Annotated in this window: 18 protein-coding genes; 10 read left to right on the forward strand and 8 right to left on the reverse strand. The window is 73.8% G+C overall.

Annotated features, from left to right (window positions below; genetic code table 11):
• The first annotated feature begins 61 nt into the window (after positions 1–61).
• The 4 genes from OG259_RS31375 (at position 62) to OG259_RS31390 (ending at position 3553) form a co-directional block, all read left to right on the forward strand.
• The gene (locus tag OG259_RS31375; protein ID WP_328945315.1) at positions 62–1114 is read left to right on the forward strand and encodes a GlxA family transcriptional regulator; all 1053 of its coding nucleotides are present in this window, start codon (positions 62–64) and stop codon (positions 1112–1114) included.
• Between the two features lie 6 nt (positions 1115–1120).
• Positions 1121–1597, forward strand: a complete 477-nt coding sequence (locus OG259_RS31380; RefSeq protein ID WP_328945316.1) for a GNAT family N-acetyltransferase — start codon at positions 1121–1123, stop codon at positions 1595–1597.
• A gap of 63 nt (positions 1598–1660) precedes the next feature.
• Positions 1661–2368, forward strand: a complete 708-nt coding sequence (locus tag OG259_RS31385) for a DsbA family oxidoreductase (RefSeq protein ID WP_328945317.1) — start codon at positions 1661–1663, stop codon at positions 2366–2368.
• Between the two features lie 126 nt (positions 2369–2494).
• The gene (locus OG259_RS31390) at positions 2495–3553 is read left to right on the forward strand and encodes an aminotransferase class V-fold PLP-dependent enzyme (RefSeq protein WP_328945318.1); all 1059 of its coding nucleotides are present in this window, start codon (positions 2495–2497) and stop codon (positions 3551–3553) included.
• A 61-nt stretch (positions 3554–3614) separates the two neighbouring features.
• Here the strand turns inward: OG259_RS31390 and OG259_RS31395 are convergent, their stop codons facing one another.
• Positions 3615–4124, reverse strand: a complete 510-nt coding sequence (locus OG259_RS31395; protein ID WP_328945319.1) for a MarR family winged helix-turn-helix transcriptional regulator — start codon at positions 4122–4124, stop codon at positions 3615–3617.
• A gap of 116 nt (positions 4125–4240) precedes the next feature.
• On the opposite strand from OG259_RS31395, the gene OG259_RS31400 reads away from it, so the two are divergent.
• Positions 4241–5308, forward strand: coding sequence for an alkene reductase (locus tag OG259_RS31400; protein WP_328945320.1), 1068 nt, complete (start codon positions 4241–4243; stop codon positions 5306–5308).
• A gap of 127 nt (positions 5309–5435) precedes the next feature.
• On the opposite strand, the gene OG259_RS31405 is transcribed toward OG259_RS31400, so the two are convergent.
• Complete coding sequence (locus tag OG259_RS31405; RefSeq protein WP_328947233.1) at positions 5436–6536, reverse strand: pyridoxal-phosphate-dependent aminotransferase family protein; 1101 nt, start codon at positions 6534–6536, stop codon at positions 5436–5438.
• 226 nt (positions 6537–6762) lie between these two features.
• Between OG259_RS31405 and OG259_RS31410 the strand changes: the two genes are divergently transcribed.
• On the forward strand, positions 6763–8304 hold the full coding sequence (locus tag OG259_RS31410; RefSeq protein WP_328945321.1) for an FG-GAP repeat protein: 1542 nt from the start codon (positions 6763–6765) through the stop codon (positions 8302–8304).
• A gap of 79 nt (positions 8305–8383) precedes the next feature.
• A complete protein-coding gene (locus OG259_RS31415; protein WP_328945322.1) occupies positions 8384–9469 on the forward strand; it encodes an amidohydrolase family protein in 1086 nt (361 codons plus the stop codon).
• A 31-nt stretch (positions 9470–9500) separates the two neighbouring features.
• Here the strand turns inward: OG259_RS31415 and OG259_RS31420 are convergent, their stop codons facing one another.
• Positions 9501–10070: a GNAT family N-acetyltransferase gene (locus OG259_RS31420; RefSeq protein WP_328945323.1), complete on the reverse strand. Its 570-nt coding sequence runs from the start codon at positions 10068–10070 to the stop codon at positions 9501–9503.
• Positions 10067–12232: a penicillin acylase family protein gene (locus OG259_RS31425; RefSeq protein WP_443052050.1), complete on the reverse strand. Its 2166-nt coding sequence runs from the start codon at positions 12230–12232 to the stop codon at positions 10067–10069. Before OG259_RS31425 ends, OG259_RS31420 begins: the two co-directional genes overlap by 4 nt.
• A gap of 69 nt (positions 12233–12301) precedes the next feature.
• Between OG259_RS31425 and OG259_RS31430 the strand changes: the two genes are divergently transcribed.
• Both OG259_RS31430 and OG259_RS31435 read left to right on the forward strand, forming a co-directional pair.
• Positions 12302–13021 carry a siderophore-interacting protein gene (locus tag OG259_RS31430; RefSeq protein WP_328945324.1) on the forward strand — a complete coding sequence of 240 codons (720 nt, stop codon included), beginning with the start codon at positions 12302–12304 and terminating at the stop codon, positions 13019–13021.
• Between the two features lie 288 nt (positions 13022–13309).
• On the forward strand, positions 13310–14320 hold the full coding sequence (locus OG259_RS31435) for an SCO1860 family LAETG-anchored protein (RefSeq protein ID WP_328945325.1): 1011 nt from the start codon (positions 13310–13312) through the stop codon (positions 14318–14320).
• Positions 14321–14446: 126 nt separating this feature from the next.
• Here OG259_RS31435 and cobC read toward each other — a convergent pair whose 3' ends face one another.
• Positions 14447–16060: an Rv2231c family pyridoxal phosphate-dependent protein CobC gene (gene cobC / locus OG259_RS31440; RefSeq protein ID WP_443052051.1), complete on the reverse strand. Its 1614-nt coding sequence runs from the start codon at positions 16058–16060 to the stop codon at positions 14447–14449.
• Positions 16061–16066: 6 nt separating this feature from the next.
• Here cobC and OG259_RS31445 point away from each other — a divergent pair, with 6 nt between their 5' ends.
• A complete protein-coding gene (locus tag OG259_RS31445) occupies positions 16067–16795 on the forward strand; it encodes a ZIP family metal transporter (RefSeq protein ID WP_328945327.1) in 729 nt (242 codons plus the stop codon).
• A gap of 2 nt (positions 16796–16797) precedes the next feature.
• On the opposite strand, the gene OG259_RS31450 is transcribed toward OG259_RS31445, so the two are convergent.
• Genes OG259_RS31450 through OG259_RS31460 form a run of 3 tightly spaced genes read right to left on the reverse strand, consistent with a single transcriptional unit; the run spans position 16798 to position 20887 of the window.
• Positions 16798–18234 carry a cobyrinate a,c-diamide synthase gene (locus OG259_RS31450; protein ID WP_328945328.1) on the reverse strand — a complete coding sequence of 479 codons (1437 nt, stop codon included), beginning with the start codon at positions 18232–18234 and terminating at the stop codon, positions 16798–16800.
• Positions 18228–18836 carry a cob(I)yrinic acid a,c-diamide adenosyltransferase gene (gene cobO / locus OG259_RS31455; protein ID WP_328945329.1) on the reverse strand — a complete coding sequence of 203 codons (609 nt, stop codon included), beginning with the start codon at positions 18834–18836 and terminating at the stop codon, positions 18228–18230. The genes OG259_RS31450 and cobO overlap by 7 nt, the downstream gene beginning before the upstream one ends.
• Positions 18836–20887 carry a putative cobaltochelatase gene (locus OG259_RS31460; RefSeq protein WP_328945330.1) on the reverse strand — a complete coding sequence of 684 codons (2052 nt, stop codon included), beginning with the start codon at positions 20885–20887 and terminating at the stop codon, positions 18836–18838. The genes cobO and OG259_RS31460 overlap by 1 nt, the downstream gene beginning before the upstream one ends.
• Between the last annotated feature and the right edge of the window lie 86 nt (positions 20888–20973).

A 20973-nucleotide genomic window follows, 5' to 3' on the forward strand; every position in this document is an offset into this window, starting at 1 on the left:
CATGATCGGCGGAGCCGTACAGTAGTGGCCCGAATGCCATATGCCCGGAGGTTCTGGCCAGATGACAGCCGAGTCCGCACCCCCGTCCCGCGTCCGACGCGTCGCCGTGATCGCCGCCCCGCCCGTCTCGATGTTCAACCTGGCCATCCCCGAGATGCTGTTCGGCAAGGTCGAGATCGACGGCGCACCCGGGTACGAGACGGTCATCTGCGCCCCCGACCCCGGGCCCGTCACCACCGCCGGAGGCCTGGACCTGCTCGTCCCGCGGGGCCTCGACGCGGTGGAGGAGGCCGACACCGTGGTCCTCGCGGGCGGCGGCTCCTCCGCCGACCCCGACCCGCGGATCCTCGACGCGCTGCGCGCCGCGGCGGCCGCGGGCAAGCGCATCGCCTCCATCTGTACCGGCGCCTTCGCGCTCGCCGAGGCCGGGCTGCTCGACGGCCGGGCCGCGACGACGTACTGGGCGTACCGCTCGCTGCTCGCCGCCCGCCACCCCGCCGTCGACCTCCAGGACGACGTCCTGTTCGTCCAGGACGGGCCCGTGCTCACCTCCTCCGGATACGCGGCGGGCATCGACCTCTGCCTGCACGTCATCCGCACCGACCACGGCGCCGCCGTCGCCAACACCGTCGCCCGTCTCGCCCTCGTCGCGCCCGTACGCCCCGGGGGTCAGACCCAGTTCACGCAGACCCCGCTGCCGCCCGAGCGAGGGGCCTCGTTCGCCGAGACGCGCGCGTGGGCCATGGAACACCTCGACGAACCCCTCGGCCTCACCGACCTGGCCCGGCACGCCGGCGTCTCCGTCCGCACGCTCTCCCGCCGCTTCCACGCCGAGACCGGTGTCAGCCCGCTCCAGTGGCTGCTGCACCAGCGGGTGGAGCGGGCCAAGGAGCTCCTGGAGACCACCTCGCTCGGCATGGACGGGGTGGCCCGCGCCAGCGGCCTCGGCACGGCGGACTCCCTGCGGCAGCACCTGCTGCGCCGCACGGGCCTCACCCCGAGCGCGTACCGCGCCTCCTTCGGCCACGCGTCCCCCTCCGGCCACCTGTCCTCCGTCGGGCACGCGACGGCACCTGCCGGGTCCGCAACCGTCCCACCCTCCCGCGCGTCCTGAAGAGTCATGATCAGACTCGCCACCGCAGCCGATCTCGACGCCGTCGCCGCCCTCCACACCGAGGCCCGGGCCACCTACTACCGCGGCCACCTCCCCGACGCGGACTTCCTCGGCCCCGAGGAGGTCGCCCGCGCCCGCAAGGGCTGGGCGGGCGCCATCGACCGCGGGGCGGTCCTCTGCGCCGTACGCGACGGGGAGGTCGTGGGCATCGCCGCCCATGGCGAGCGGGACGGCCTCATGCACCTCACCCAGCTCCATGTCCTCCCCGCCCGCTGGCGCGCTGGCATCGGCGCCGAGCTGCACGCGGCCTGCGTGGAGACCTGGCGCGCCGCCGGGGTGACCACGGCCCGCCTGGAGGTCTTCGACAAGAACGAGCGCGCCCAGGCCTTCTACGCCGCCCACGGCTGGGCCCCCGACCCGGAGACCCCGCGCGACGGCGATCACCTGGTGCTCCGGCTCACACTGGGGCCGGAAACGGAATGATTCGGACCGGTGGGGGCGTTCCCCGGACGAACACCCCACCGGCAACCCTCGGAGAGAAGTCACATGCGCGTCGAGATCTGGAGCGACATCGCCTGCCCCTGGTGCTACATCGGCAAGGCACGCTTCGAGAAGGGGCTCGCGGCCTTCGCCCACCGCGACGACATCGAGGTCGTACACCGCTCCTTCGAGCTCGACCCGAACCGCGCCAAGAGCGACACCGGCCCCGTCCTGGAGATGCTCGCCGAGAAGTACGGCCGCACCCTCGACGAGGCGCGCGCCATGGAGGCGCACGTCGCGTCCAACGCGCACTCCGAGGGCCTCGGCTACCGCACCGAGGGCCGCGACCACGGCAACACCTTCGACATCCACCGGCTGCTCCACCTCGCCAAGGACCGAGGGCGTCAGAACGAGCTCCTGGACCTGGCCTACCGCGCCAACTTCGCCGAGGAGCGCTCGGTCTTCGACACGGAGACCCTGGTGACGCTCGGTGTCGAGGCCGGCCTCGACGAGGCGGAGGTGAGGGCCGTCCTCGCCGACGACTCCGCCTACGCCGACGCCGTACGCGAGGACGAGCGCGAGGCCGCCGAACTCGGCGCGAACGGCGTGCCCTTCTTCGTCCTCGACCGCCGCTACGGCATCTCCGGCGGCCAGCCCGCCGAGGTCTTCACCCAGGCCCTGGAGCAGGCCTGGCAGGGCCGGGTCCTCCAGCCGATCGGCGGGGACGCGGCGGTCTGCGACACCGACGGCAGCTGCGAGGTGCCGGGGGCCTGAGGGCCCGTCTCCGGACGCCGGCCCACCGCCCGCGCCCCCGCCCACCTGCGGCGATAAGACAGGCTTGGGTTTTCCCCACGATCAAGGCCGATTGACGGGTGATCGTGGGGAATCCAGGCTGAGGTCATGGAACCCCTGGAAAAGCCGCTCGGCGGCGCCGAGTTCGCGCCCAAGAAGACCTACCTCAACACCTCCGCGTGCGGGCTGCTGCCCCGCCGGACGATCGAGGCGGTCACGCTCCTCGCCGAGGAGACCGCCGACGGCCGGTCCGACGGTGCCGGAAGCTTCGACATCGTCGACGAGGCCCGCGCCGCCTTCGCCCGCCTCGCCGGCGTCTCGCACGAGCGCGTCGCCGTCGGCAGCTCCGTCGCGGTGCACTGCGGAATGATCGCCCAGTCGATGCCCGCCGGATCCGAGATCCTCTTCCCCGAGGGGGACTTCTCCTCCGTCATCACCCCCTTCACGATCCGCGGCGACCTCAAGACCCGGTTCGTGCCCCTGGAGCGGCTCGCCGAGTCCGTCCGCCCGGAGACCGCGCTCGTCGCCTTCTCCGCCGTGCAGTCGGCGGACGGCCGGACGGCCGACTTCACGGCGATCCGTGCCGCGGCGGCCGCGCACGGCGCCCGGACGCTCCTCGACGCCACGCAGTCGGCGGGCTGGCTGCCGCTGAGCGCGGGGGACTGGGACTACACGGTCACCGGCGGATACAAGTACCTGCTGTGCCCTCGCGGGGCGTCCTTCCTGACCGTCACCGAGGAGGCGCAGGACTCGCTCCTCGCGATCCACGCCAACTGGGTCACCGGCGAGGAGCTGTGGGTGAACAGCTACGGCCCGGTCCGCGAACTGGCCCGTACGGCACGCCGGTTCGACGAGCCCGTGGCCTTCTTCTCGTACCACGGGGCGGCCCGCTCGCTCGCGCTTCTCGAGGAGATCGGCATCGGGCGGATCGAGGCCCACGACAAGGGGCTCGCGGCCCGCTTCCGTTCGGGTCTCGTCTCCCTCGGCCACGAGCCGGTCGTGGACGACTCGACGGTCGTCGCGATCCCCGGCCTCGGGGACCGCGCGGAGGCGCTGCGCGAGGCCGACGTCCTGCTCTCCGCCCGCGCGGGCAACCTGCGCGCGTCCTTCCACCTGTACAACACGGCGGCGGACGTGGACCGGGTCCTGGACGTCCTCGCGGGCTGAGGCCCGTACCGCCGCCGGGGGAGGGCGTACGTGGGGAGGCCCCCCAGGGGCCGCCCTGTCCTCAGCAGTTCCCCGGCGGCGGCGGGCACTCGCCCGCCTCGCCCGCCTCCTCGCGCAGGTTCTCCGCCACGAGGCCGAGGAGCCGGGCCAGTTCCGCCCGCTCCTGCGGGCCGAGTCCGTTCAGGGAGGCCTGCTCAAGGTCCGACCAGACGCCCTCGACGCCGGCGCGCAGCGCCCGCCCCTCCTCCGTCGCCTCGACGAGGACCGCGCGCCGGTCGGCCGGGTCGGGGCCGCGGCGGACGTGGCCGCCCTGCTCCAGGCGCTGGAGCATCTTGGTCACGGTCGAGGCGTCCAGGCCCAGGGACTGGATCAGCTCGGACTGGCGGACCGGTCCGCAGTCCCAGAGCCGCATCATCATCATTTCCTGGCCGGGGTAGAGCTCCAGCTCCCGCAGCCGGCGTCCGGCGGCGATCCGGTGCATCCGGGCCACCCGGGCCAGCGCGATGCTGACGGGTCCACCGCGGGCGGCGGAGGGGGTCGGCTCGGTACAGGCGGGGTCGGGTCCTGGCATCGGGGCTCCTCGGGAAGGCTCTCCCCACAGATTACCTTGGTCGGCCAATCAATGGGTTACAGTGGCATCCGGACCAGATAGTTGGCCGACCACATAAATCTGTGAAGGGGACAGCCATGACCACCGCCTTCGACCCCATCGACCTCGCCGGGACCCGGCTCGCCAACCGCATCGCCATGGCGCCCATGACCCGCAGCCGGGCCGAGGGCGAGAGTCGCACCCCCACCGCGCTCGTCGCCGAGTACTACGCCCAGCGCGCCTCGGCCGGCCTCATCATCACCGAGGGCACCCAGCCGACCGCCGTCGGACAGGGCTACCCCAACACCCCCGGCCTGCACAGCGCCGAGCAGATCGCCGCCTGGCGCGAGGTCACCGACGCCGTCCACGAGCGCGGCGGAAAGATCTTCGTCCAGCTGATGCACGCCGGCCGGATCAGCCACCCCGTCGTCCTCGGCGACGGCCTCCACCCCGTCGGCCCCTCGGCCGTCGCCCCGAAGGGACAGCTCTTCGCCGGCACCGGCCTCATCGACTTCGTCGCCCCGCGCGAACTCACCGCCGACGAGATACGGGAGACGATCGCCGGCTTCGCCGCGGCCGCCCGCAACGCCGTCGACGCCGGCTTCGACGGCGTCGAGATCCACGGCGCCAACGGCTACCTTCTCCAGCAGTTCCTCGCCACCGGCTCCAACCACCGCACCGACGAGTGGGGCGGCCCCGTCGAGAACCGCCTCCGCCTCACCGTCGAGGTCGTCAAGGCCGTCGCCGCCGAGATCGGCCCCGAGCGCACCGCACTGCGCATCTCCCCGGCCAACACCTACAACGACATCGCCGAGACCGACACCGAGGAGCTCTACCCCGCCCTCGTCGCCGCGATCGACCCCGTCGGCATCGCCTACCTGCACGTCACGGAGCCCACGCCCGAGGTCCGCGAGCTGACCCTCGCCCTGCGCAAGGCCTTCTCCGGCACCTTCGTCCTCAACCCGTCCACCGAGGGACCGACCGACGGCGACGCCCTGTCGCTGATCGAGGACGGCACCGCCGACCTCGTCGCCTACGGGGCGCTCTTCATCGCCAACCCCGACCTGCCCGCCCGACTGCGGGCCGGCGGCCCGTACAACACCCCGGACACCGCGACCTTCTTCGGCGGCGACCACCGCGGCTACACCGACTACCCGGCGCTGTGAGTCGCGGCAGGCGAAACGCGCGCAAGCGGAACCCGCCTGCACGAATCTCGCCTGCACGAAACCCGCGTACGGAAAGGGGCGGGGGTCCGGCACCGGACCCCCGCCCCTCCCCGCACCGGCGGCCGGATCAGGTCCACGCCTCCGTGACCGCCCGGCGTGCGCCCTCCAGGTCCACCGTGCGTCCCGTCTCGCCGAGCGCCGCGCCCAGGGCGGCCAGCGAGGACTGCACGGCCCCCGGGGTCGCGTCCACCCCGTAGTGGTTCACCCGGATCATCTCCTTGGCCAGCGCCCCGCCACCCGCGATCAGCGGCAGCGACGGATCGGCGGCCAGCGCCTTCGCCACCAGCTCCGAGGCGTCCACCCCGGCCGGCGCGCGCAGCGTCGTCGCGACCGGGGCCGCGTCCTTCGCCTCGTGCACATACGGCTCCAGGCCGCCGCCCAGCGCCAGCGCACCCGCGCGCGTAGCGGCCGCCGCGGAGGCGTGCCGCGCCATCAACGCGTCCAGGCCCTCCGCCTCGATCCGCTCCACACAGGCCTCAAGGGCCAGCATCTCCAGCTGCGCCGGAGCGTGCAGCAGCGTCTTCCGGCCGCCGTCGATCCAGCGCTCCTTCCAGTCCAGGAGGGAGAGGTACGAGCGGCGCGGCGCGGCCGGGTTGGCCGCGAACCGCTCCCACGCGCGGGCACTCACCGACACCGCCGACACGCCCGCCGGCCCGCCCATCGCCTTCTGCGCGCCGATGATGCACATGTCCACGCCCCAGGCGTCCGGCAGCACCGGCTCGGCGCCGATCGAGGCCACCGCGTCCAGGTAGAACAACGCGCCGTGCGCCCGGACGACCTCACCGATCTCCGCCACCGGGTTGGTGTTGCCGGTCGCCGCCTCCGCGTGCACCAGGGACACGAAGTCGATCTCCGGGTGCGCGGCGAGCGCCTGCTCCACCTGAGCGGCCGTCACCGCCGTGTGGAAGGGCACCTCCAGGTCGACGACGGTCGCGCCGCAGTCCCGCAGCCAGTTGCCGAAGGTCTGCCCGTACGGCCCCGTGACCACGTTCAGCGCGGTCGAACCGGCCCGCGCCCCACTGCGGATGCACCCCTCCAGGGGGAGCAGCGCCTCGCCCTGGGGGATCACCACGTCCTGCTCCGTGGAGAGCAGCGCGGCCACCCGCCGCTCGATCGACGCGAAATGCGTGGCGGTCAGCGGGGCCAGGTCCAGGAGCGGATGTGTCACGGTCACGGCGGTGCCTTCTTCGACTCGGTGCGGTGCGGGCGGAACTCCCGATCAGGGTACCGAGGCACCCCTTCCCCGCCCTCGGCCCACCCGTACAAAAGGGATCTTCGTTCCGGTGCAACCGTCAAGGGACATCAGGTGTCCAACAGGACGACGGACCGGGCACGGGCCCCGTCCGGCGCACCCCCGCAGCCGCCCGGAACCCTCCGACTCCAGGAGACGCTCCATGCGCAAGCACCGTTCCGCCGCCCTCGCCGCGGCGACGCTCCTCCTTCTCACCGGTGCGGGGATCGCGACCGCACCCGCCGCCTGGGCCGGGGTGCCCGGCAGCACCCGCGCCGACGACCGCAACTGCGACTTCGACGGCGACGGCTTCGACGACGTCCTCGTCGGCGCGCCCGGCGCCACCGTCGGCGGCAGGCGCGGAGCCGGCCTCGTCACCGTCCAGTACGGCTCACGGCACGGCATCGACACCCGCGCCGCCACGGTCATCAGCCAGAACACCAGGGGAGTACCCGGCGGTGCCGAGGCCGGCGACTCCTTCGGCGCCGCCGTCGCCACCGGCGACCTCGACGGCGACGGCTACGACGACGCCGTGATCGGGGCCCCCGGCGAGGACATCGGCACCCGCGCCGACGCCGGCGGCGTGATCGTCCTGTGGGGCTCCCCGCACGGACTCGTCGGCACCGACAGCCGCTGGGTCGAGAGCCTCCTCGGCCCGGTGGCCGGGAACCGCTTCGGCTCCGCACTCGGCGCCGCGCGGTTCACCGCCGAGACGTCCGGGGACCAGCTCATCGCCCTCGACCGCCGGTCCGCCGAACGGCACCTGTTCGGCGCCGCCCTCCGGCCGGGCGAGCGGCGCACCGGCACCGGCCCCCGCGCGCACGGCGCCGAGCCGCTGAACCGCGCCGCCCTCGCGCGAAGCGGTGGGCGCGCCGCCGCGCCGCCGCTCCGGGACCTCGTCGCCAAGTCCGTCACCACCGGCGACTACGACAGGAACGGCTTCGCGGACCTGGTGATCGGCGGCGTCACCACCGGCGCCGAACCCGGCCACGGCTGGTCCTGGTACCTCGCCGGACGGAGCGACCACCTCGTCCACCAGCGCGACCTGCGCGGCGGCCCGGTCACCGCCTCCGGCGACCTCGACGGCGACGGCCACGACGACCTCGTCACCGGCGAGCCGCACAGCCCCGACGACGGCGGCGAGAGCATGACCGGCGGCCTCGTCGGCGTCTACCGGGGCGGCCCGCGCGGCCTCGCGGGCGCCACCGGCGTCGGCACCCCGCCGCAGTGGTGGACCCAGAACTCCCCGGGAGTACCGGGCGCCTCCGAGCGCGGCGACGGCTGGGGCGCCGACCTCTCCCTCGGCGACACCGACCACGACGGCTACGCCGACCTCGCGATCGGCGCGCCCGGCGAGGACATCGGCACCGTCGCCGACGCGGGCATGGTCACCGTCCTGCGCGGCAGCGCCCGGGGCCTCACCGGCACCCGCGCCCGGTCCTGGACCCAGGACTCGCCGTCCGTGCCCGGCGGGGTGGAGAAGGGGGACGGGTTCGGCGGCCAGGTCCGGCTCGTCGACCCGAACGCCGACGGCCGCTTCGGACTGCTGGCCGCCGCCCCCGGGGAGAACACCGCGGACGGGCACGTGTGGGTCTTCTCCGCCGGTACGGGCGGGCCGACCGCCACCGGCTCGTGGACCTACAGCGTGGGCAGCCTCGGCGGCCCGTACGTCGACGCGCGCTTCGGGTCCGCGATCGACGAGTGACGGTGGAAGGGGCGCGATCACCCGTGCCCCCCCCCGATCGGGGGTCCCGGCCGGGCACCCGCCCTCGTACAGTGCAGGCATGAGTGATCACGCGGTGCTGCACGTGAAGGGACGGGTGCTCGTCGGCCCCGAGGACGTACGGGACGAACTGTGGTGCGTCGACGGACGGGTCACCTTCGACCGGCCCGCCGCCGAGACGGTCACCGTCGAGGGCTGGGTGCTGCCCGGCCTCGTCGACGCCCACTGCCACGTCGGCCTCGACCGGCACGGCCCCGTCGACGAGGCCACCAGCGAGAAGCAGGCCCTCACCGACCGGGACGCGGGCACCCTGCTGATCCGGGACGCGGGCTCGCCCTCCGACACCCGCTGGATCGACGAGCGCGAGGACCTGCCGAAGATCATCCGCGCGGGCCGGCACATCGCCCGCACCCGCCGCTACATCCGCAACTACGCCCATGAGATCGAGCCCGCCGACCTCGTGGCGTACGTCGGCCGCGAGGCCCGCCGCGGCGACGGCTGGGTCAAGCTCGTCGGCGACTGGATCGACCGCGAGGCAGGCGACCTCACCGCCTGCTGGCCGCGCGCCGAGGTCGAGGCCGCCATCGCCGAGGCGCACCGGCTCGGCGCCCGCGTCACCGCGCACTGCTTCGCGGAGGACTCGCTCCGCGACCTCGTCGAGGCCGGGATCGACTGCATCGAGCACGCGACCGGTCTCACCGAGGACACCATCCCGCTCTTCGCCGAGCGGGGCGTCGCGATCGTCCCGACCCTGGTCAACATCGCGACCTTCCCGCACCTGGCCGACGGCGGCGAGGAGAAGTTCCCCCGCTGGTCGGCCCATATGCGCCGGCTGCACGAGCGCCGGTACGACACCGTGCGCGCCGCCTTCGACGCGGGCGTCCCGGTCTTCGTCGGCACCGACGCGGGCGGCTCCCTCGCCCATGGCCTGGTGGCCGAGGAGGTGGAGGAGCTGACGAAGGCCGGCATCCCGCCGATCGACGCGCTCGCGGCCACCGCCTGGGGAGCCAGGGAGTGGCTGGGCCGCCCCTCCCTGGAGGAGGGCGCCCCGGCCGACCTCGTCGTCTACGGCGAGGACCCGCGCGCGGACGTCCGCGTCCTCGCGGCGCCGCGCCGGGTCGTCGTCAACGGGCGGGTGGTCGGCTAGGTCGTGTCCGGCGGACAGCCCTGGGCGTGTCCTAGCGCCGGTGCAGGAAGGCGAGCCGGGCCTTCTTCTCCGGGATGAAGACCTCCGGCAGGTCCACCTCGGGCAGCACGACCTCCGGGCCCAGCTCGAAACCGGCCCGCACCATGCGGGCGATCGCCTTCTCGTTGGAGGCGTCCGGCTCCACGACCACACGGGTGTGGTCCCGCAGCGTGAAGGCGATGAGCACGGACAGGAGCGTGCCGGTGAAGCCGGGCTGCGGGGCCGCGTTCGGCGCGATCAGGAAGTGGGCGCCGATGTCCCCGGGCTCCACCTCGTAGCACTCGCTGACGCGGTCCGCCTCGGGGTCGTACGTCTGCAGGAGGGCGATCGGCTCGTCGTCCAGGCTCACCAGGAAGCCGTGGTGGGTGGTGAGCGAGTCGAGGTGCGCGTAGACGTCCCGGACCTGCTCGACGGTCGTGCCGACCATGCCCCAGAAGCGGGACCGCTCCTCGTTGACCCAGGCGTGCAGGACCGGCGCGTCGCGCTCGGGTTCGACGGGCCGGACCGTGACGGTGCCGAAGCCCTCGATCCTCTGGACGTGGGCGGCGGTTGCGGTGGTCATCCCTGCTCCTTGGTGAGGTACTGCCAGTCGGTGGTGACGGGGGCGAGCTCGCCCCTCAGCCACAGCGGAAGCTGATCGCGGTGGTGCGGGTCGCCGGGGACGCCGGAGGCGCCGAACGGCACGATCCAGCCGCTGCGTTCGCGGTCGGCGAGGTCCCAGACGTAACGGGCGGCGGAGGCGCGGGCGCTGCGGTCGGTCCACCCGGGCACGCTGGAGGTGGAGAGCACGCAGTCGTGGTCCCCGCCGAGCCCGGGCCACTGCGCGTCGTCGGCGTCGGGCAGCGCCTGCCAGGGCGCGAGCCGGTGCGTCACTCCCCAGGCGGCCGGCGGTTCACCGGTACCGACCTCGTCGAGCGCCTCGCGCACGATCCGGTCGACGTCCCCGGCGGGCACGGGCCCGGCCACGAGCAGGGTCTCCAGGGCGTAGGCGACGCGCGGTCCGAGGGCCAGCCAGGGCCGGAACACCTCGGGGTACGGGGCGGGTTCGCGCAGCGCCGCGAAGGCCTCGTGGGCGGCGAGGCGCCGCACCACGGCCCCGCGCACGGCGGCGTACAGGCCGGCGTCGGTGCTGTCCGCGTCCATCCGCCGGTCCCAGGCGAGCAGCCGGTCCCGTACGGCGCAGGCGGCGGGGGAGAGGACGGTGCCGACCCCGGCGTCGCCCACGCGTGCCACCGCCGCGAGGAGGCGGGCCGCCGAGGGGTTGTCGGTGTCGCGGTGGACGGCGGCGACGGTCTCCGGGGTCCAGTCCGCCGAAGCGTCGAGGAGCGTGCCGATCCGCGCCGCCCGGTGCGGCGGGGCGAACTCGATCCCCAGCGGTCCGGCCAGGCCACGGGCGTTGGCCATCACGGCGTGGCCGTCGACCTCGGCGCGGGGCAGCGGCGCCGGAGCGGCCTCCCACGCGTGGGCCGGGTCCCAGGCGGGCACGACGCGCAGCGAGTTGGCCCGGTTCCGGACGGGGACGTGGCCGGCGACCCGGTGCAGCAGACCGCCCTGGGTGTCGGCGGCCAGGACGACGTTCACCGGCTCGATCCAGCCGTCGAGGGCCGCGTCCACATCGGCGACGGTCCGGGCGCGCAGCAGCGCGGGCAGGACGCCGAAACCGAGCTCTCCGGTGACGCGCGGCGGGTACCGAAGGCTGACGGCCTCCCATCCGGCGGACTCGCTCCCCGGCCCGGTCCCCGGCTCGCTCACGGGCTCGTCGTCCACCCCGATGATCACCGGACCCCGGTCCGTCTCGATCACCTCGACGACGACCGGCTCCCCGCCCGCGACCTCGATCGTCTCCGTGTGCGTGGTCGCCGGGCGCGGGCCCTCGGGGCCGTACGCCTCCACCCCGCCGTCCGGGAGCCGCCGCAGCCGCTCCCGGTAGAGGTCCTGGTAGTCGGCCATCGCGTTGGTGATCGCCCAGGCGACCGGCCCGGTGTGGCCGAAGTGGGCGAGACCGGGGATGCCGGGCACGGCGATGCCCACCACGTCGTACGAGGGGCAGGCGAGCCGGATCTGCTGGTAGACGCCCGGCGCCTCGATGAACCGGTGCGGGTCGCCGGCCACCAGGGCGGCCCCGCTCGCGGTCCGCTCGCCCGCGATCAGCCAGCCGTTGGAGCCGGAGGTCCCCGGCCCGTCGGTCGCGAAGAGCTCCGTCCACTCCTCGCCGAGCCGCCGGGCGACCTCCTCGCGCCACAGCTTGGTGGGGAAGCCGGCGAACAGGATGTGGGTGGTCAGCCAGACGGCGAGCGGGGTCCACGGCTCCCACCGGCCGGGCGTGAGGCCGGTCCGCTCGAACTCGGGTGCGCGTCCGGCCCCTTCCGCCAGGCCGTCGTTGACCCCGTCCACGTACGCGCGTACCCAGGCGGCGGTCGGCGCGTCGTCGCGTTCGAGCCGCTCGAAGCAGCGGCGGGCGGTGTCGGCGAGCCGGGACCGCCGGGCGAAGGTGTCCCAGCCGAGCTCGGCGGCGCCGAGGAAGGCGGCCGTGGTGCCCTGGGCCCGGTGCCGCTCGACCTCCAGCTGCCAGGCCCGGTCGCGGGCGGTGACCCGGCCCTGGGCGAAGGCGAGTTCGTCCGGGTCCGCGGCGCGCAGATGGGGGACGCCCCAGGCGTCCCGGTAGACCTCGATGCTCACGCAGACCCCGATCCCGTCCATGTACCCGACATGGTCTTCGGCCATGTCTTCTGCGAATTTCTTAGGTTAGGCTGACCTAAATTAATCTACAGGAGTTCAGGGGAGGGGATTGCGGTGGGTCACGGCTGGCAGGGTGCCGTTCTCAAGCTGATGCGGGGCAAGGACTTCACGTTCACCGTGACGGGGGCCGAGCAGGTCACCGAGGACTACCGCAGGGTGCACTTCACGGACGGCGGACTGCTCGCCGCCGCCGGAGTCCACCCGACGATGTGGGTGCGCATCTGGTTCGAGAACGCGGGCAAGCCGCACCAGCGCGCGTACACCCTGGTCGACCCCGACCGGGAGGCCGGCACCTTCAGCCTGGAGTTCGCCCTCCACGACGGAGTCGCCAGCCGCTGGGCCCGCGCCTGCACCCCCGGCGACACCGTGGAGGCCACCCTCCAGGGCACCGGCTTCGAGGCGCCGGAGCCGCGCCCCGGACGGCTCCTCGTGGTCGGCGACCCGGCCTCCCTGCCCGCCGTCAACTCCCTGCTCGACGCGCTCCCGGGCGTCCCGGCCACCGTCTGGTTCGAGACCCAGCACGCCTCCGACGAGGAGCTGCCCGTCCGGCTCGACCCCGAGCACCACGAGCTGCGCCGGGTGCCGCGCCGGAACGACGGAGCCGATCTCGTCGCCCGCGTGAAGGCCGAGCTTCCCGGACTCGCCGACTCGGACCCGTACGTCTGGATCGCCTGCGACACCACGACCACCCGCACCCTCGCCACGTACGCGCGCAAGGAGCTCGCCCTCCCCAAGGAGCGCGTCCACGCCCTCGGGTACTGGCGCGCCGGCTGACCGCGCCGGGTTGACGATCCGTTACTTCGCCGCGGAGTGGATCGTTCACACCGTTCCCTTGTGTACCCGCGCGTGCGAAAGACGCGGGACACCCGGGAACGGTTGTGTCTAGAAAAATCGAAAATGAACACGGAAACCCCCCTTTGGAGTGAACTCACGTCAGGCGACTGCCGGTTCACTCTCCGTGCGTAAAGATTCCGGTGTCTCAAGTCGCCGAGGCCGCGCCGACCCACCGTCCCCGTGGTGAGCGGCCGGCGACGCCGTGTCTCTTGTGGGGGTTCCACCATCTTGAACAGCAACACCTTCCGCATGCCCGTGCGCCGCACCGCGGCCGCCGCGACCGTCGCCGCCCTGACCGTCGGCCCGGTCCTCCTCGCGGCCCCCGCGGCGCACGCCACGGGCGGCGAAGGGCGCGCCACCGCCGTCGTCCTGCGGACCGGCCTCGACGTCTCGCTCCTCGGCAAGACGGTCGACGTGCCGGTGCGGGCCTCGCTCAACGAGGTCAGGGCGCCGCAGACCGAGAGCGAGACCGCGCTCTCCGTGAAGGTGCAGGGGGCCGAGGAGGGCAAGCCGATCGACATCCTCGCCGCCGACGTCGCCACCTCGACGGCCACCGTCGACGAGAAGAAGGCCGAGGGGTACGTGAACCTCGTCAAGGCCCAGGTCCACGTCCCCGGAATCCCGCTGCTCTCCCTCATCGAGGTCGAGAAGGTGACCTCCAAGGCGCTGTGCGAGGTGGGCAGGAAGCCGGTCGCCGAGTCCAACGTCCTCGGCCACGTCACCGTCTTCGGCAAGAGGACGACCCTCTCCACCGGCGGCCGCACCCAGGTCAGTGTCCCGGGCATCGGCAAGGTGACCCTCGACCTCTCCCGCACGTCCACCACCTCCCGTACGGCGGCGGCGACCGCCCTCGAACTCAAGGTGGAGGTCGACCCGCTGAAGCTCGGCGTCGCCGAGGTCAACGGCACCGTGACGCTCGCCGAGGCCACCTGCGAGACCCCCGAGGGCACGGCCCCGACGGAGAAGCCCACGGAGCGGCCCACCGAGAAGCCGACCGAGCAGCCCACCCAGGAGCCCAGCGAGCGGCCCTCGGAGCAGCCCACGCAGGAGCCCTCGGTGAAGCCGAGCGACGCCGGCGGCATCAAGACCAACAACGGTGGCACCACGCCCACCCAGAACCTCGCCGAGACCGGCGGCAGCTCCACCACCCCGTACATCGCGGGCGGGGCGCTCGCGCTCCTCGTGGCCGGCGGCGGCGCCCTCGCGCTGACCCGCTCGCGCGCCCGCTCCCGAGGCTGACGGTCCGAGGGGGCCGCGCGGGGGCGCGGGAGGCTCCGGGGGGAGCCTCGAAGGGGGGAAGCACGGGTCCGGGGAGGGCGACGGTGACGACGTCGCCCTCCCCGGACCCCTGTGCGCCCGCCGGGCTCAGCCGCCCATCAACAGGGCCTGGTCGAGGGCCTGGAGGAAGCGGTTCGTCGTCACCCGGTCCCGGACCGCGATCCGCAGCCAGTTCCGGTCGAGCCCCGGGAAGGTGTCGCCCCGGCGGGCCGCGAAGCCCAGCGACCGCAGCCGCTCCCGGATCGCGTCCGCCCCGTCGATCCGCAGCAGCACGAAGGGCCCCTCCGACCCCTCCACCGTCCGCACCTCGTCGAACTCGGCGAGGCCGGCGAGCAGATGGGCCCGCTCCACCCCGATCCGGTGCGCCGCGTGCTCGGCCTCCGCGAGCGCCGCCCGCGACATGCACGCCTCCGCCGCCACCAGGGCGGGCGTCGACACCGGCCACAGCGGCTGGCTCCGTTCGAGCGCCGCGATCGTCTCCGGCTCGGCCAGCACGTACCCGATCCGCAGACCGGCGAGCCCCCAGGTCTTGGTGAGGCTGCGCAGCACCACGAGCCCCGGCACGTCGGTCCGCCCGGCCAGCGACTCGCGCTCGCCCGGCACCGCGTCGATGAAGGCCTCGTCCACCACCAGGGTCCGCCCCGGTCTCGCGAGCGCGGCGATCGAGTCGGCGGGGTGCAGCACGGAGGTCGGGTTCGTGGGGTTCCCGATCACCACCAGGTCCGCGTCCTCGGGAACCGCCGCCGGATCCAGCCGGAAACCGTCCTCCTCGCGCAGCAGCACCCGGCCCACCTCGTGGCCGACGTCGGACAGCGCCGCCTCCGGCTCGGTGAACTGCGGATGCACGACGACGGGCCGCCGCACCGGCAGCGCCCGCGCGATCAGCACGAAGGCCTCCGCCGCGCCGGCCGTGAGCAGCACCCGGTTCGAGGGCAGGTCGTGCCGCTCGGCGACGGCCGCCCGCGCGGCCCGGCCGTCGGGGTAGGCGGCGAGTCCGGTCAGGGAGTCGGCGATCCGCCTCCGGAGCCAGTCCGGTGGGGTGTTCGTCCGGACGTTGACCGCCAGGTCGATGAGTTTCTCGTCCCGGACCTCGGCGTCACCGTGGTGGCGCAGGTCGTGGGCGTCGGTATGCAGGTGCATGTCCATGGCCGCCGTCGTGTGGGGGGTGGGGATGGTGGGGGGTGAGCCAGGCTCGCCAGCGATGTACCCGTGAGTTCGGCGCAACAACCGTACGCCTGGGGCATCTTCGTTCGGACGAACCGGGACGGAAGTGGCGAGAGCGCACGTTACGCGCCGGGTTTTCCGCTTCGGTACGAGGAGTAAGCCCCCCGTACCTCCCGTCGGCCCGGCACCTCCCGCCGCCGTTCCCCCGCCTGCCGCCGCGGCGGCGAGCAGCGCCGCCGCCTCCGCCACCGACGCCGTGCCCGTCGCGGCCAACGGCAGCGCCGACGGATGCGGTACGGGCACGGCCGCAAGCTCCGCCGCAGTGAACCCCCGCACCGGGACGCCGAGCTCCTCCGCCGCCCCCGTGATCCCCGGCTCCGCCGCCCGCGCGTCGAGCGTGGCCAGCGACCGGACGTCCGCGCGCCTCAGACCCGCCTCCCGCAGAACCGCCTCGATCAGGGCGAGCACCTCGTCCACCGGGACCCCCGACCGCGCACCGACGCCGAGGTGCGCGGACGCCACCCCATCCGATACCAAAGGCCCATGGCTGTAGTCGTCGCGCTCGGCGCGTTCCTCATGACGCTCTTCGGCGGCTGGGTCGCGGGACGCGTCACCGACCGGCGTCACCTCGTCCTCGGCCTCGCCGGCGGACTCATGCTCGGCGTCGTCGGACTCGACCTGCTGCCCGAGGCCATGGAGGCCGCGGGCGACGAGGTCTTCGGAGTCCCGGAGGCGCTGCTGCTGTTCGTCGGCGGCTTCCTCCTCGCCCACGTCGTGGAGCGACTCCTCGCCGTACGCCGGGCGGCGCACGGGGTCGCCGCCGACGAGCGGGTCCCCCAGGTCGGCATGACGGCGGCCGCCGCGATGGTCGGTCACAGCCTCATGGACGGCATCGCGCTCGGCGCCGCCTTCCAGGTCGGCGGCGGCATGGGCGCCACCGTCGCCCTCGCCGTCATCACCCACGACTTCGCCGACGGCTTCAACACGTACACGATCACGAGCCTCTACGGGAACGCCCGCAGCAAGGCCCTGGCGATGCTCGTCGCGGACGCGGTCGCCCCGCTGGTCGGCGCGGCCTCCACCCTGCTGTTCACCCTTCCGGAGGAACTCCTCGGCAGCTATCTGGGCTTCTTCGGCGGCGCCCTGCTCTACCTGGCCGCCGCCGAGATCCTGCCGGAGGCCCACCACGAACACCCCGCCCGCTCCACCCTGCTGTGCACGGTGGCGGGCGTCGGCTTCATCTGGTTCGTGGTGGGCGTCTCCGGCGGCTGAACTCACGCGACCGGACCGCCCGCGCAGCGCTCGACGAACCGAGCGGCCACCTCGGGGGCACCTGCCCAGTGCGTGTGCACATAACTGGCGTGCACCCCCTGCTGCACGAAGCCCTCCACGCGCCGCTCGGGCTGCCGAAGCCCCCAGGCGGCCTGCGCCCCGGCGCCCGGCTCGATGACGGTGCGGTGGAACTCGTGCCCCCGCATCCGCGCCCCGGCGGGCGCGAGCACACTGTCGCTCACGGCGACGGCGTCCCGGTAGCCGAGGGTGAGCCTCGACGACATCCGCGCCTCGGCGTCGAGTACCCCGCACATGGGGGTGCCGTCGAGCGACCGCGCGAGGTACAGCAGCCCGGCGCACTCGGCGGCGATCGGAGCCCCGGAGGCGGCGAGCGCGGCGACGGCCTTACGGAGCGGCTCGTTGGCGGACAGCTCGGCCCCGTACATCTCGGGGAAACCGCCACCTATGACGAGCCCGGAAGTTCCCTCGGGCAACGCCTCGTCCCGAAGCGGATCGAAGGTCACGACCTCGGCCCCGGCAGCGGTCAACAACTCGGCGTGCTCGGCGTACGAGAACGTGAACGCCGCGCCCCCGGCAACGGCGATGACCGGCCGTGGCGGGCCGTCGTTCCGCAGGGCGAGGGCGGTGGGGGTCCCCCCGGACGCGGTCCGGGGGAGGGTGGGCGCCACGGGACCACCGGCGCGCAGCCGCCCGACAACCTCCGGCGACCAGGCCTCGGCGTGCAGTTCCGGCGCGCTGCGCGCGAGGGCCAGAAGCGCATCGAGGTCGCACCCTCGGAGGACCTGCTCCGCCTGCGCGGCAACCGCCTCCACGGCTGCGGCCTGCCGCTCGGCGACCGGCACAAGCCCCAGATGCCGCGAGGGAGTCGCAACAGCAGGGGCCCGTCGCAGGACGCCGAGCACGGGAACCCCGGACTCCCCGAGCGCCTCCCGCAACAGATGCTCGTGCCGATCCGTCGCGACCTTGTTGAGGATCACGCCCCCGATCCGCACCTCCGGGTCCCACGAAGCGAACCCGTGCACCAGCGCCGCCACCGACCGCGACTGCGACGACGCGTCGACGACGAGCACCACCGGTGCCTTGAGGAGCTTCGACACCTGTGCGGTGGAGGCGAGTTCGCCCTGGTCGGCGGCCCCGTCGTACAGGCCCATCACACCTTCGACGACCGCCAGGTCGCAGCCGCGGGCCCCGTGCTCGAAGAGCGGCGCGACCAGCCCCGTACCGCACATGTACGCGTCGAGGTTGCGGCCCGGCCGCCCCGTCGCGAGCGCGTGGTAGCCCGGGTCGATGTAGTCCGGTCCGACCTTGTGCGGCGAGACCGCCAGACCACGGCCGGAGAACGCGGCCATCAGACCGGTCGCGACCGTGGTCTTGCCCGCGCCCGAGGAGGGCGCGGCGATGACGAGACGTGCTACCACTCGATGCCCCGCTGGCCCTTCTGACCGGCGTCCATCGGGTGCTTGACCTTGGACATGTCGGTGACGAGATCCGCGAAGTCGACGAGCTCCTGCGGCGCGTTGCGGCCGGTGATGACGACGTGCTGGTGCCCTGGACGGTCGCGCAGCACCTCGACGACCTCCTCGACGTCGATCCAGCCCCAGTGCAGCAGGTAGGCGAACTCGTCGAGGACGTAGAACTTGTACTTCTCCTCGGCGAGGTCCCGCTTGACCTGCTCCCAGCCCTCGCGGGCCTTCTCCTCGTGGGACTGCTCGCCCTCGGCGACCTCGCGCTGGATCCAGGACCAGCCCTCACCCATCTTGTTCCAGGTGACGGTGCCGCCCTTGCCGGTCTCGCCGAGCGCCTTGAGGGCGTTCTCCTCGCCGACCTTCCACTTGGCGGACTTGACGAACTGGAACACCCCGATCGGCCAGCCCTGGTTCCAGGCGCGCAGCGCCATGCCGAACGCGGCGGTCGACTTCCCCTTGCCGACGCCCGTGTGCACCATCACGAGTGCGCGGTTGCGGCGCTGACGGGTGGTGAGACCGTCGTCGGGTACGGCGGTCGGCTGTCCCTGCGGCATTAAGCGGCCCTCCTGGCAGTGGTCTTACGGTTTCCTTGAACGTCCCTGACGAGGCCGGCGATCGAGTCGGCGCGCAGCTCGTCCAGGGTGACGGCGGTGCCTCCGAGTTCACGGGCGAGCTCCCGGGCGAGCCCGAGCCGCACCGGTCCGGTCTCGCAGTCCACGACGACGGAGGCGGTGCCCTCGGCGGCGTGCAGCCGCGCCGCGCGGGCGGCGAGGGCCACCGGGTCGGCGCCGCCGCCGGTCGCCCGTCCGTCGGTCACGACGACGAGCAGCGGGCGGCGCGAGGGGTCCCGCAGCCGCTCGATACGCAGCACGTCGTGGGCCTTGAGCAGTCCGGCCGACAGCGGCGTACGGCCGCCGGTCGGAAGCTTGTCGAGCCGGGCGGCGGCCGCGTCCACGGACGAGGTCGGCGGCAGCGCGACCTCGGCGTCCCGGCCCCGGAAGGTGATGAGGCCGACCTTGTCGCGCCGCTGGTAGGCGTCGAGCAGCAGGGAGAGCACGGCGCCCTTGACGGCGCTCATCCGCTGCCGGGCCGCCATGGAACCGGAGGCGTCCACGGCGAAGAGCACCAGATTCCCCTCGCGTCCCTCCCGGGTCGCCTGCCGCAGATCGTCCCGGCGGACGACCAGGCCCGGCCCGGTCCGCCCACGGGCCTTCTGGTGCGGGGCGGCGGCCTGCACGGTGGCGGCCAGGTGCAGCTTGGTCAGCGCGCCCCGGGGGCGTACGGATCCGGTGGTACGGCCGTGCTCGGTACGGGCCCGAGAGCGGCGTCCGGCCGCACCCTCGCCGAGCCCGGGGACGCTGAGCACCTTCGTACGGAAGGGCTCGGAGGCGGCGACGGCGGCCCGCTCACCGGAACCGGCCCCTTGGGGAGCGGGTGCGGGAGCGGATTCGGGAGCCGGCGCGGGCGAGGAAGTCTCCTCGGGAGCGGGGGAGTTCTCCGCGGCGGGCCCGTCGCTCTGCGGCGGAACACCCCCACCGGGACCGCCGTCCCCGGGCCCGTCGGGCTCGGGATCCTCGTCCGGCTCCTGGTCCTGGCCCTTGAACTCCTCCAGGGTCTCGTCGAGCTTGTCCTCGTCGAGGCCGGGGGCGTCGAAGGGGGAGCGGCGCCGCCGGTGGGGGAGGGCGAGGAGGGCGGCCTGCCGTACGTCCTCGGAGGTGACCTCGGTGCGGCCGGCCCAGGCGGCGAGCGCGGTCGCGGTGCGGGCCATGACGATGTCGGCACGCATGCCGTCGACCTCGAAGGCGGCGCAGGTGGCGGCGATCTGGAGCAGGACGGCGTCGCCGAGCGTCACCTGGGGCAGCAACGCCCGGGCGGTGACGATCCGTGCCCGCAGCGCGGCCTCGTCCCCGGCCCAGCGGTCGGCGAAGGCGGCGGGGTCGTCCTCGAAGGCGAGCCGCCGACGGACGACCTCGACGCGCTGCTGCGGGTCGCGCGACGCGGCGACCTCGACGGTCAGTCCGAACCGGTCGAGGAGCTGGGGCCTGAGCTCGCCCTCCTCGGGGTTCATGGTGCCGACGAGCAGGAAGCGGGCGGCGTGTCGGACGGAGACGCCTTCGCGCTCGACGTAGGAGGACCCCATGGCGGCGGCGTCGAGCAGATGATCGATGAGGTGATCGCTGAGCAGGTTGACCTCGTCGACGTAGAGAATGCCCCGATGGGCGGCGGCGAGCAGTCCGGGCTCGAAGGCCTTGACCCCTTCGGAGAGCGCCTTCTCGATGTCGAGCGAGCCGACCAGCCGGTCCTCGGAGGCGCCGACGGGCAGCTCGACCATGCGTGCGGGCCGGGTGTCCGCGCCGACGGCCTCGTGGGGCCCGTCGGGGCAGCCCGGGTCGGGCGAGCCCGGATCACAACTGAACCGGCACCCCGCGACGACCGCCACGGCGGGCAACAACTCGGCGAGCGCGCGCACGGCGGTGGACTTGGCGGTCCCCTTCTCACCCCGCACGAGCACACCGCCCACGGCCGGACTGACGGCATTGAGCAGCAGCGCGAGCCGCAGGTCGTCCATACCGACGACGGCGGTGAACGGATACCGGGAACTCATCGGCTGGTCACTCCTTCAGATCGCGAATGTTCGAACGACGACCCGAGGCCGCCAACGGTGAGCAGGGCCCCACGGGGGCCACCCGC

The organism is Streptomyces sp. NBC_00250, assembly GCF_036192275.1.
GTDB lineage: Bacteria > Actinomycetota > Actinomycetes > Streptomycetales > Streptomycetaceae > Streptomyces.